The sequence below is a fragment of the Acinetobacter sp. G18 genome (assembly GCF_052660225.1).
Genome location: NZ_CP109658.1, coordinates 2,999,257 through 3,011,479 on the forward strand (window position 1 = coordinate 2,999,257; position 12,223 = coordinate 3,011,479).

Consider the following 12,223-nt stretch of genomic DNA (forward strand, 5'->3'; position numbering starts at 1 on the left):
AGTGCAAATAAGGACATTGAAGTATCAGTTAAGGCCACCTTTCTATTGAATTGTCAAACAACAAGCATAAAAAAAGCGCTCCAAAAGGAGCGCTTTTTTCACTGAAAAGTGATTATGCAGTTACTTTCGCAACAACACCAGCACCTACAGTACGACCACCTTCACGGATCGCAAAACGTAGACCTGGGTCCATTGCGATTGGGTGGATTAATTCTACTGACATTTCAACGTTGTCACCTGGCATAACCATTTCAACGCCTTCTTTCAACTGGATCGCACCAGTTACGTCAGTTGTACGGAAGTAGAACTGTGGACGGTAACCATTTAAGAATGGAGTGTGACGACCACCTTCTTCTTTAGAAAGTACGTATACTTCTGCGTCGAATTTAGTGTGCGGCTTGATTGTACCTGGTTTAGCAAGTACTTGACCACGTTGTACGTCTTCACGCTTAGTACCACGAAGTAATACACCACAGTTCTCGCCTGCACGGCCTTCGTCAAGAAGTTTACGGAACATTTCTACGCCAGTTACAGTTGTTTTAACTGTATCTTTAATACCAACGATCTCTACTTCTTCACCAACTTTAACAATACCTGATTCTACACGGCCTGTTACTACAGTACCACGACCAGAAATTGAGAATACGTCTTCGATTGGCATTAAGAATGCTTTGTCGATAGCACGTTCTGGCTCTGGGATGTAAGAGTCAAGAGCTGCTACAAGAGCAAGAACTGATTCTTCACCGTAAGGACCTGCTTCGCCGTTAAGAGCAGCAAGAGCTGAACCACGGATTACTGGAGTGTCATCACCTGGGAAGTCATAAGTAGAAAGAAGTTCACGAACTTCCATTTCTACTAATTCAAGTAATTCTTCGTCATCAACAAGGTCGCATTTGTTTAAGAATACGATGATGTAAGGTACACCAACCTGACGAGAAAGAAGGATGTGTTCACGAGTTTGTGGCATTGGACCGTCAGTCGCAGCACATACAAGGATCGCGCCGTCCATCTGAGCAGCACCAGTGATCATGTTTTTAACGTAATCGGCGTGGCCCGGGCAGTCAACGTGTGCGTAGTGACGAATTGGAGAATCGTATTCTACGTGTGAAGTATTAATTGTAATACCACGTGCTTTTTCTTCAGGTGCTGAGTCGATTTGTGAGTAATCTTTCGCTTCACCGCCGTAAGTTTTTGCACAAATAGTTGCAATCGCAGCAGTTAAAGTTGTTTTACCATGGTCAACGTGACCGATTGTGCCCACGTTTACGTGTGGCTTATTACGTTCAAACTTGGCTTTAGCCATGATGATCTTCCTTTATTAACTACTCATGGAGGGTCACCCCATGAGCACTTGGTTTTCAACTAAGAATTAGTTAGGGCTTATAGTAATCGAAAGATTACTCGTCGTCACCTTTTTTACCGCCAGCTTGGAATTTAGCAATGATGCCTTCAGCCACGTTACGTGGAGTTTCAGCATACTTAGCAAATTCCATTGAGTAAGTCGCACGACCTTGAGACATAGAACGCATTTGAGTCGCGTAACCAAACATCTCAGCAAGAGGAACTTCTGCTTTAATTGCTTTTGTTCCACCAGGAAGATCGTCCATACCTTGAACCATACCACGACGACGGTTTAAGTCACCCATGATATCGCCCATGTAGTCTTCTGGAGTTTCTACTTCAACTTTCATGATAGGTTCAAGAAGGATAGGATCCGCTTTCATGAAACCATCACGGAAGGCATAAGAACCTGCCATTTTGAACGATAATTCGTCAGAGTCGACATCATGGTAAGAACCGTCGAATAATGTCGCTTTAATACCAACAACAGGGTAACCAGCTAATACACCATTCTTCATACGTTCTTGAATACCTTTGTCAACCGCGCCAAAGAATTCTTTAGGTACTACACCACCAACAACTTCTTCAACGAATTGGTATTCTTTACCAGACTCATCAACATCAAGCGGTTCAAGACGTACATATACGTGACCAAACTTACCTTTACCACCAGTTTGACGTACGAATTTACCTTCTTGTTCAACAGACTTTTTGATCGTTTCACGGTAAGCAACCATTGGTTTACCAATGTTAGCTTCAACACCGAATTCACGCTTCATACGGTCAACAATGATGTCAAGGTGAAGCTCACCCATACCTGCAATAATTGTTTGACCAGATTCTTCATCTGTACGAACACGGAACGATGGATCTTCTTTAGCCAAACGACCTAAAGCGATAGACATTTTTTCTTGGTCTGCTTTAGTTTTTGGTTCAACAGCCAATGAAATTACTGGCTCTGGGAATTCCATACGCTCAAGAGTAATGATGTTTTTCTCATCACATAATGTATCACCAGTTGTAACGTCTTTAAGACCTACACACGCTGCGATATCACCTGCACGGATTTCATCAAGATCTTGACGTTCGTTCGCATGCATTTGCACGATACGACCGATACGTTCACGCTTAGATTTAACTGGGTTATAAACCGGGTCACCTTGTTTAAGAACACCAGAGTAAACACGTACGAATGTTAAGTTACCTACGAATTTGTCGTTCATGATTTTGAACGCAAGCGCAGAGAACGGAGCTTCGTCAGATGCTTCACGAGACGCTTTAGTTTCGTCTTTGTCGTCAAGGATACCTTCGATCGCTTTAACTTCTGTAGGTGATGGCAAGAATTCAATTACAGCGTCCAACATACGTTGAACACCTTTGTTTTTGAACGCAGAACCACAAAGCATTACTTGAATTTCAGAAGCTAATGTACGAGCACGTAAACCTGCAATGATCTCTTCTTTAGAAAGATCACCTTCTTCAAGGTACTTGTCCATTAATTCTTCAGAAGCTTCAGCCGCAGCTTCAACCATTTTTGTACGCCATTCGTTAGACGTATCAACTAGGTCAGCTGGGATATCAGCATATTCAAACTTCATACCTTGAGATGCTTCATCCCAGATAATCGCTTTCATTTCGATAAGGTCAACAACACCCTGGAATGTATCTTCAGCACCAATTGGCACAACGATAGGAACAGGATTACCACCTAAACGAGTTTTAACTTGCTCAACAGCACGGAAGAAGTTTGCACCAGTACGGTCCATCTTGTTCACGAATGCTAAACGAGGCACTTTATATTTGTTCGCTTGGCGCCATACAGTTTCAGACTGAGGTTGTACACCACCTACAGCACAGTAAACCATGCACGCACCGTCAAGAACACGCATAGAACGTTCAACTTCGATTGTGAAGTCTACGTGTCCCGGGGTGTCAATTACGTTGATACGGTGTTGTTCAAATTGGTTACCCATACCAGACCAGAAACAAGTCGTAGCAGCAGAGGTAATTGTAATACCACGCTCTTGTTCTTGTTCCATCCAGTCCATTGTTGCTGCACCGTCGTGTACTTCACCAATTTTGTGAGATACACCTGTGTAGAACAAAATACGTTCAGTTGTAGTTGTTTTACCTGCGTCAATGTGCGCAGAAATACCGATGTTACGGTAACGAGTAATTGGGGTTTGGCGAGCCATGATGTCTACATTCCTAAATGTTATATTTAAAACAGGACGCACCAATTAAATTGATGCGCGCGAATATCCAAACAGGCAACTTAAATACCTGCAAAGCCCCCACTTTGATAGAGAGCAATGTTGAATCGAGCTGCTGTACGCATGAATATTCTCCTGAATAAGGCCTGTTTTATCCGCTTAGAAACGGTAGTGAGAGAAGGCTTTGTTAGCTTCAGCCATACGGTGCACATCTTCACGTTTTTTGATTGCTGCACCTTTACCTTCAGCTGCATCAAGCAACTCACCAGCAAGACGTAAAGCCATCGTTTTTTCAGAACGCTTAGCAGCAGCATCTACTAACCAACGCATAGCTAAGGCAGTACGACGGGATGGGCGTACTTCCATAGGTACTTGATAAGTAGCACCACCAACACGGCGTGCTTTTACTTCGACCATAGGACGAACTTTCTCAAGAGTAGTCTCGAAAAATTCAACTGGGTCTACTTTGTTTTTTTCTTGAACGCGTTCTAAAGCACCGTAAACGATACTTTCAGCAATAGATTTTTTACCATCTTGCATTACGTGGTTCATGAATTTAGCGATTGTTTGGCTGCTAAATTTTGGATCTGGAAGGATCTCACGAGCAGCGACTACGCGACGTCTTGGCATTTTAATACACCTAATAATATGACACTTCAGGATAATCCAGCAGTTTGTACAAGTGTCATGTACACGACGCTGGCCTTACTATACGTCGCTTGAATTACAAATCTATGAAGAATTCAAACAAGCGAAACGCTAAAGGGCTTTTGGACTAGTTTCCTAGAATTACTTCTTAGGACGCTTAGTACCGTATTTAGAACGTGATTGATTACGATCTTTAACGCCGGCACAGTCTAAAGAACCACGAACGGTATGGTAACGTACACCTGGTAAGTCTTTAACACGACCACCACGGATAAGAACAACACTGTGCTCTTGTAAGTTATGACCTTCACCACCGATGTAGCTAGATACTTCAAAACCTGAAGTTAAGCGAACACGGCAAACCTTACGCATAGCTGAGTTAGGTTTTTTAGGTGTAGTTGTATAAACACGTGTACAAACACCACGACGTTGTGGACAAGCCTTCAACGCAGGAACTTTGGATTTTTCAACCAAAGTCGTACGACCCTTACGGATCAACTGATTCGTTGTTGCCATATGGCAATTCTCCCGTTATTAAAAAACCTCAAAAAGAAAATACCTCTTTTTAAGGGCACATAATTGTAAGCTAAGATGCAAAAATGGTCAACACGGCAATAATTACCAAATGTTGACCATATCAATGTTTGACAGGATGACTTACAAAATTAAATAGGGGTGAAATTTCGTTTTGAAACCCTATCTTTGTAATTGTATTGTTAAGAGTACTTTTGATCTTCTATAACATCATCATTTTCAATTTCTAATGCTGGTTTCTGTTCACTATGCTCGTGCTCGACCACATGTTTTTCTGCAAGCTGCTCAATACCTTGATGAACATTTTCTTGCACTTTTTCTTCACTTTTTTCAGAAGTATTCGATTTAACCACAACTGCCACTTTTGAAATTACATCATGATTTTCTATTTTATGATGTTGTGCCGCGTGAATACTGCCGTTTTCTCCAACGTTCAAAAGACGAGGACTTGCCTTTTGAATAAGAGTCACGGCAGCATAATAAGCTTGAAGTGGTGATAAATGCTCATTCGGATGTTCATTTAAATAGTGTCGTGCAGCACCAAAAATGGCTTGTGCCTTGTGGCCTACATCTTCTTGTAACTTCCAACTGTAAACAGCACTGAGCACTGCCCCTACTGCAGGAGTAAATTTACCAACAGAAGCAAGTTGCGGAACTTTATTTAACCAGTTCCATTTAAACTCGCCATTTTCATCAACCAACCATTTTTTTAAGGTTTCAATATCATTTGAAGACCCCAGTAATTGCTGAAACTGTTGAACATCTTGTGTCTCTAACATATTACGTAATGCTTTTAATGCCAAAAGTACCGTCTGCTTTTCAGCAATCAAACTGATATCGACTTCTTTAAAAATAAACTCAACAACATCTTGATCACTTCCATCATTTAAATCGAAACCATGTGATCTTCCAGTTTGATAAATTGTTCTTAAAACCAAAACTAAAGATACAGGAATATCTACAGCCGCTCCCACCATACCAGATACACCAGTAATCGTACCTTGTATTGTTGCAATCAATTTATTTTGTTCGATCAGTGCCTGACTTAAACGTTGAGAGCGTGAAGTATCCTTAGTTAACTCAAATAGGTCTTTTGCACCTGCCTCTTCTAATATTTTTTCAGTAAGTGTACTTTTCGAACTAAAGTCATTCAGCGCATCAAATAAATAGCTTGATATTTTCTCATTCCAGTCAGGCGAAATAAATGTAGCAATACCATTGACCTTTCTGAAATGACGACCAAAAACTTGGCGAGTAACTTTAGGTAAATGTTCACGTAACATTTGTTGTGGACTTTCATATTGTTCCACTTCAAACGGGCTTTTGTTTCTAGCATTACCTTCTACTGTTTTGCCACTCGCAAGTGGCTCGACCAACTTACTGACCTCACCTATTTGGCTTTGCTGCAAGATGTTTAACCCAGTAGAACTGAGCTTTTTAGCCACTCCGAAGACCTGAGAAAACAAATTGTCAGATTGATTATTATTAAATTTTGTCATCCAGTACCTCGATTTTTTAATTTATCTAATTAGAGATAAATACTAGGTGGAATGTAGATTTATCTCAACTTGAATGTGTGTATTTTAGTTAACCCTAAATGAAACATGCTATGTATTTGGTTATTTTTTTAAATGCAAAATTGACATAAAGATTTGCCATAAGAAATAAAAAACCTTTCTGCTATCATGGTAACAACGAAAACATATGTCTAATGTTCTTCCAGCTATCTTCTCCTATCATTTAATAGCTGCTGATGTTCATAGACTTTAAATATCACCATAAAGGGACCTGTAGATGAAACGTGTCGTAATCACTGGTATGGGTATTAACTCATGTATCGGTAACTCTTTAGAAGCAGTTACTCACTCACTTCAAAATGGAATCTCGGGGACACGTTTTAACCCAACTTACGCTGAACTTAATTTTAAAAGCCATGTCAGCGCTGCTGCAGAACAAGATTTTGATCATATCGACCGTAAATTAAAACGCTTTATGGGCGTTTGTGCGATGTATGCTTACAACGCTGCTGTAGCTGCGGTTGAACATGCAGGACTCACACCTGAACAAATTGGCGGCAACCCACGTTATGGTATTGCAGGTGGTTCAGGTGGTGGTTCAACTGCATCTGTTGTTGAAATGACTGAGTTATTAGAAACTAAAGGTGCACGTAAAGTAGGTCCTTTCTTTGTACCACGTAATATGTCAAATACCATTACAGCAAACGTAGGTGTTGCATTTAAACTACAAGGTATTGCTCATACTATTACAAGTGCTTGCGCAACTTCTGCAGATGCAATTGGTTATGCATATAACCTTATTCAACTTGGCAAACAAGATCTTATGCTTGCTGGTGGTGGTGAAGAAGATCATTGGTCTCAAAGTTTATTGTTTGATGCAATGGGCGCACTTTGCTCAAAATATAACGATACTCCTGAAACTGCATCTCGCCCTTATTCAGCAGACCGTGACGGTTTCGTAATTGCTGGCGGTGGTGGTTTCGTAGTACTTGAATCGCTTGAGCACGCACAAGCACGTGGTGCGAACATTTTAGCTGAAGTTGTCGGTTATGCAGCAAACAGTGATGGTGCAGATATGGTTGCTCCAAGTGGTGAAGGCGCTACACGCTGTATTTTAATGGCACTTGAAGAAGCTAAACAGCATGGCGTAGAAACAATTGACTATGTAAATACACATGGTACTTCTACTCCAGCGGGTGATGTTACTGAACTTAAAGCAATGGAACGTGCTTTTGGTGAAGGTAAAGTACCACCGTTAAGCTCAACTAAATCTATGACTGGTCATAGCTTAGGAGCAGCTGGCGTTCAAGAAGCCATCTACTCTGTTCTTATGATGCAAAATGACTTTATTGCACCAAACATCAACGTAACTGAACTTGATGAAGGCGCAAAACCTTTTGATATCGTACTTGAAAAACGTGATGCAAAATTGAATACTGTAATGAGTAACAGTTTTGGTTTTGGCGGTGTAAACGCTTGCCTAATTTTCAAGAAGTGGGATGCATAATCCCACCTAGGATTAACGATGGATGCACCTTCTGATGCTTTTTTGTGGGTAAAAGCATTACATATTATTGCCGTGGTTTGTTGGTTCGCTGCTTTGTTCTACTTACCACGTTTATATGTTTATCATGCTATGAGTGAAGATGCTGCAAGTCATCAACGCTTTGAAGTAATGGAACGTAAGTTGTATCGAGGAATTATGTGGCCTTCTATGATTGCCACATTAATTACTGCACACTTTCTCGTTGAGTGGGGTGATGCAACTCGACACTACCATGAAGCCACATGGTTTTACTTAAAAGTTGGACTAGTGGCTTTATTAGTGGTTTACCATTTAGTGTGTGGTTACTATCGCAAAAAGCTTATCGGAAATGCTCACTATAAATCACATAAGTTCTGGCGTTTCTTCAATGAAATGCCAACCTTAATTTTATTTGCGGTTGTGATTTTAGTTGTCGTAAAACCTCAGTTTTAACTGGGGTTTTTTATTGTCTAAGACTTTTCATTTAAATTTTTAATTCATTTCAGTCAGTTAACCTATTTTCAATTAAGCTTATTAATGGTCACGGCGCCTTTATAATCAATAATTAGAATGAGATTTTACAAGCCTTTGATAAAATTCAAAGTGGACATTTTGTCAAATAAGGTACTCAAATCATCAAGTAAGAAATAAATATCGTTCATTGTGTCTGTCTTTCAACATAGTTGATGTATGTTATGCTGCTAAACAAATAGATGAACTTATTTAATAGCAAAACTATGTTCACTCTCAGCGCTTTTAAATTCGCCTTAGATCGACAATTTATTATTTTTACTCTTTTTATTCTTCGTCACTTAAAAAGCTATCCAATTCGATTTCTTACACCTGAAGAAAAAGCTTTAGCGCAAAGGGTTTTTGGAGATCTGCTGGATTGTGAACGTCCTAAAATTATTGCTACTCGTTACTTACCTTGGCAAGCTCATGGAATTTTGATGGCTCCAAATGGAAATATCTATGTAAATTTTTCTGACTATAGTACCAATTACGCTTTAGAGTCTAAGTTCATACAAGGTATTTTTATTCATGAACTCACCCATGTTATGCAATATCAGCGAGGTATTCATGTATTACTAAAAGGTGCATTTTTACAATCTGCCTATTACCTCAGCTTTAAATATTACAATCCTTACAAATACACCTATCACCCGCAAAAAGCATTTAGCTCTTACAATATTGAACAACAAGGAGAGATTGCGAGAGATATCTGCACAGGTAAGCTACCCAATATTATTTGTTTACCTCAACTGGATTTGTAAACAAATAATTGAGTTTGACTTCAACGTAACATTTTTACCAACTTACTCAACGCAAATTTTATAAACAAAAAAATATGAAAATAAAGTTGAGATTTGAGTTTATTACTGTCAAATTATTGAAAATAAGTATAAAAACTTATTCCAAATTTTGGAGTGTTAAGGCAGTATACAAACAATAAAAATAATGAAGCTTGTTTCTATTGTATACAGAAAATCTCGTTATTTTTACGCAGAAAATATGTGATTGGTATATATTATTGATCTTGACATTTTTGTTTACTATTTTACTTGTTTATTATCGTGTCATACACATCGTTGAAAAATTATATTCATAAAAATCAACACTATGTGTATTTATATTCGTTATGATCTAGGATTAGGTTTGAATGAAAAGTTTTAAAGTTGCCCTTGCTCAGTTTTCTCCGCATATTGGCAATATTGACTCAAACACCCAAAAGATGATTGAGCAAGCAAATCAGGCGAAAAAACAAGACGCTGACCTGATTATTTTTCCTGAGCTTTCTGTGATTGGTTATCCAGCTGAAGACTTATTGTTACGTCCAAATTTAAATAAACGTATGCAAAAGGCTTTTGCTCAACTTAGCGAAGTTAAAGATATTGTGATGGTTTTCGGCTTCGTGAACCAGACTGAAGATGGCCAACGTTATAATTCAGCTGCTGTCATGAAAGATGGTCAGGTTTTAGGTGTTTTCAATAAACACAACTTGCCAAACTATAGCGTTTTTGATGAAAAGCGCTATTTCGAAAAAGGTCATCAACATTTGGTATTTGAATACCTTGGTCATAAGTTTGGTGTCCTCATTTGCGAAGATATTTGGTCAATCAATACTGTTAAGCAATTAAGCCAATTAAATGTTGATACTGTACTTGTACTTAATGCATCTCCGTATGAAGTAGGTAAACCACAACATCGCAAACAAACATTAAGCGAGCTTGCAAAACAACTTCACTTAAATATTGTTTATGTCAACCAAGTTGGTGGACAAGATGATTTAATTTTTGATGGTTCAAGTTTTGTCAGCAATCAAAATGGTGAAATCGCTTTACAAGCACCAAGCTTTAAAGAAGATCTTTATATTGCTGAATTTGACCGTGATACCAAATTATATAAAGTCACTGAGTCTGCTCCGGCATTGGAAACTTTTGCAGAAATCTATCAAAGCTTAGTTATGGCAACGCGTGACTATGTAGAGCGTTCAGGTTTCCCTGGTGTAATCTTAGGTCTTTCTGGTGGTATTGACTCTGCCCTTACACTTGCTATTGCTGTTGATGCAATTGGTGCAGAAAAAGTACAAGCCGTAATGATGCCTTATACTTATACTTCTCAAATTAGTGTAGAAGATGCGGCAGAACAAGCTCGTCGCATGGGTGTAACTTTCGGTATTGCTGAAATACATTCAGTTGTAAATAGCTTTATGCAAACCTTGTATCCTTTCTTTGGCAACTCACCAGCAGATGCAACCGAAGAGAACTTACAAGCGCGCGCTCGTGGCACATTGCTTATGGGCCTATCTAACAAGTTTGGTAATTTGGTGCTTTCTACAGGTAATAAATCTGAACTTTCAGTTGGCTACTGCACACTCTACGGCGACATGGTGGGTGGCTTTGCTGTTCTAAAAGACGTTTACAAAACAATCGTGTTTGAACTAGCAAAATACCGTAATAGCTTAAGTGAAACTCCAGTTATTCCTGAGCGTGTGATTACCCGCCCACCTTCTGCAGAACTTCGTCCAGATCAAAAAGACCAAGACTCTTTACCAGCGTATGATGTATTAGATGCCATCCTTTATGCGTATATTGAAGAAGATTTAGGTCAGGCAGACATTATTGCCAAAGGTTTTGATAAAGAAGTTGTTGAAAAAGTCATCCGTTTAGTTGATCGTAATGAATACAAACGTCGTCAAGGTGCGATTGGCCCGAGAATTACTTCTCGTGCATTTAGTCGCGAACGACGTTATCCGATTGTCAACGGTTGGACAGCGAATGACTGAGCAGAAAAACTCATCAAAAACCACAGCACTTGCTCAAGCACTTTTGCTTGAGCAAGTGGAATTTTTCAAAAAACAATTATCGATAGAAAACTCACCTATTTATTTCCAGCAGTTCATTCAACTTTTTATGCAACATGCTGACGAAATTAAACTTTGTGAAGTTGTAGATTTAGAACAATTACAAGCCGTTGTGAAACGTTATGCTTTTGAGATGCAGCTTGGTGCTGGCTTACTTGAGTTTATTGGGGAAATTGCACAGCGTATTTATTTATCTGCCATGAAATCTCCAATTCAGCTACAAGACTTGGTATCAGATCACCAGTTTGAAATGTGGCTTTCCAAGTTTTTGGAAATGGAGCATATTCCTCAATATTTGAATGAGTTTTTAAGAACTAGCCCTTCTGTTCAACAGCTTTGCCAATATATTGCTACTTCAACCTTAGAACAAAAATTACCAAAATTTTTAACTGCCTCGACAGTAAATGACTACCATTTTGAGTGGCAACATAAACTCAAAAAATTCTCTTTTTTTCAGCAGCAACGTCTCGAACATAAACTTGAAACGTGGATTGCCAGCTTTATTCATGAACAGCTTACTGAATTAAGCCTTTTATCGGTTGAAGACTTAGAAAGCCTAGTACGTCATGTCTGGGAAGATATTAGACATAAAAAAATGTATGAGTTTATGAAACAGCTCACTCCTCTCGATGTTGAGGAGTTCTTTGTTTTAATTTATGAATACTGGAAAGAATTACGTCAGTCACAATTTATGCAAGATCTTATTTTGTATGGCGTCGAAGTTTTTTATGATTTTTATAAAGACCAAAGTTTATTTGAGGTTTTAAGTGAGATTGGTTTAACCGAAACCGACTTGCAAACTGAAGCTTTACGCTTTTATCCGAAGGTTATGGATGCCTTTAATGAGCACGGTATTTTGGAACCGTTGCTTCAAGCGCTCTTAGCGCCTTTTTATCAAAGCTCAAAAACACTCGATATGATTGAAAAACATTTTAATGAGTAAAAAATAGATAAAAAGAAACCACGCAGGAGCGTGGTTTTTAAAATGGTGGCTATGACGAGACTTGAACTTGTGACCCCCGCATTATGAGTGCGGTGCTCTAACCAACTGAGCTACATAGCCGTAAACTGTGTGCGCATT

10 protein-coding genes and 1 tRNA gene are annotated in these 12,223 nt (G+C 39.1%); 5 read left to right on the forward strand and 6 right to left on the reverse strand.

The annotated features are described in order from the left end of the window. Positions 1-112 precede the first annotated feature (112 nt). From tuf to NE363_RS14185, 5 genes are all read right to left on the reverse strand, one after another. Positions 113-1,303: an elongation factor Tu gene (gene tuf / locus NE363_RS14165; protein WP_002157016.1), complete on the reverse strand. Its 1,191-nt coding sequence runs from the start codon at positions 1,301-1,303 to the stop codon at positions 113-115. A gap of 94 nt (positions 1,304-1,397) precedes the next feature. Beyond that, positions 1,398-3,536, reverse strand: coding sequence for an elongation factor G (gene fusA / locus NE363_RS14170; RefSeq protein ID WP_019456622.1), 2,139 nt, complete (start codon positions 3,534-3,536; stop codon positions 1,398-1,400). 177 nt (positions 3,537-3,713) lie between these two features. After that, on the reverse strand, positions 3,714-4,184 hold the full coding sequence (gene rpsG / locus NE363_RS14175; RefSeq protein WP_001138055.1) for a 30S ribosomal protein S7: 471 nt from the start codon (positions 4,182-4,184) through the stop codon (positions 3,714-3,716). A gap of 159 nt (positions 4,185-4,343) precedes the next feature. Continuing rightward, the gene (rpsL, locus tag NE363_RS14180; RefSeq protein WP_002050319.1) at positions 4,344-4,718 is read right to left on the reverse strand and encodes a 30S ribosomal protein S12; all 375 of its coding nucleotides are present in this window, start codon (positions 4,716-4,718) and stop codon (positions 4,344-4,346) included. A gap of 200 nt (positions 4,719-4,918) precedes the next feature. Next, a complete protein-coding gene (locus tag NE363_RS14185; RefSeq protein ID WP_223857339.1) occupies positions 4,919-6,235 on the reverse strand; it encodes an EcsC family protein in 1,317 nt (438 codons plus the stop codon). 295 nt (positions 6,236-6,530) lie between these two features. Here NE363_RS14185 and NE363_RS14190 point away from each other — a divergent pair, with 295 nt between their 5' ends. From NE363_RS14190 to NE363_RS14210, 5 genes are all read left to right on the forward strand, one after another. After that, positions 6,531-7,760 carry a beta-ketoacyl synthase N-terminal-like domain-containing protein gene (locus tag NE363_RS14190; RefSeq protein WP_004703335.1) on the forward strand — a complete coding sequence of 410 codons (1,230 nt, stop codon included), beginning with the start codon at positions 6,531-6,533 and terminating at the stop codon, positions 7,758-7,760. 18 nt (positions 7,761-7,778) lie between these two features. Continuing rightward, positions 7,779-8,231, forward strand: coding sequence for a protoporphyrinogen oxidase HemJ (gene hemJ, locus NE363_RS14195; protein WP_004703336.1), 453 nt, complete (start codon positions 7,779-7,781; stop codon positions 8,229-8,231). A gap of 260 nt (positions 8,232-8,491) precedes the next feature. Beyond that, positions 8,492-9,052 (forward strand): hypothetical protein, encoded by a 561-nt coding sequence (locus NE363_RS14200; RefSeq protein ID WP_191012716.1) that lies wholly within the window; start codon positions 8,492-8,494, stop codon positions 9,050-9,052. A 386-nt stretch (positions 9,053-9,438) separates the two neighbouring features. Next, on the forward strand, positions 9,439-11,064 hold the full coding sequence (locus tag NE363_RS14205; RefSeq protein ID WP_068936062.1) for an NAD+ synthase: 1,626 nt from the start codon (positions 9,439-9,441) through the stop codon (positions 11,062-11,064). Continuing rightward, the gene (locus NE363_RS14210; protein ID WP_191010916.1) at positions 11,057-12,085 is read left to right on the forward strand and encodes a hypothetical protein; all 1,029 of its coding nucleotides are present in this window, start codon (positions 11,057-11,059) and stop codon (positions 12,083-12,085) included. The genes NE363_RS14205 and NE363_RS14210 overlap by 8 nt, the downstream gene beginning before the upstream one ends. A gap of 43 nt (positions 12,086-12,128) precedes the next feature. On the opposite strand, the gene NE363_RS14215 is transcribed toward NE363_RS14210, so the two are convergent. Continuing rightward, positions 12,129-12,205: transfer RNA gene (locus NE363_RS14215), tRNA-Met, on the reverse strand. Positions 12,206-12,223 lie beyond the last annotated feature (18 nt).

Coding starts and splice junctions, on each gene's coding strand:
- rpsL (WP_002050319.1), bottom strand. CDS start 4,718: ATGGCAACAACGAATCAGTTGATCCGTAAGGGTCGTACGACTTTGGTT.
- NE363_RS14200 (WP_191012716.1), top strand. CDS start 8,492: ATGAACTTATTTAATAGCAAAACTATGTTCACTCTCAGCGCTTTTAAA.
- rpsG (WP_001138055.1), bottom strand. CDS start 4,184: ATGCCAAGACGTCGCGTAGTCGCTGCTCGTGAGATCCTTCCAGATCCA.
- NE363_RS14205 (WP_068936062.1), top strand. CDS start 9,439: ATGAAAAGTTTTAAAGTTGCCCTTGCTCAGTTTTCTCCGCATATTGGC.
- tuf (WP_002157016.1), bottom strand. CDS start 1,303: ATGGCTAAAGCCAAGTTTGAACGTAATAAGCCACACGTAAACGTGGGC.
- hemJ (WP_004703336.1), top strand. CDS start 7,779: ATGGATGCACCTTCTGATGCTTTTTTGTGGGTAAAAGCATTACATATT.
- NE363_RS14190 (WP_004703335.1), top strand. CDS start 6,531: ATGAAACGTGTCGTAATCACTGGTATGGGTATTAACTCATGTATCGGT.
- NE363_RS14210 (WP_191010916.1), top strand. CDS start 11,057: ATGACTGAGCAGAAAAACTCATCAAAAACCACAGCACTTGCTCAAGCA.
- NE363_RS14185 (WP_223857339.1), bottom strand. CDS start 6,235: ATGACAAAATTTAATAATAATCAATCTGACAATTTGTTTTCTCAGGTC.
- fusA (WP_019456622.1), bottom strand. CDS start 3,536: ATGGCTCGCCAAACCCCAATTACTCGTTACCGTAACATCGGTATTTCT.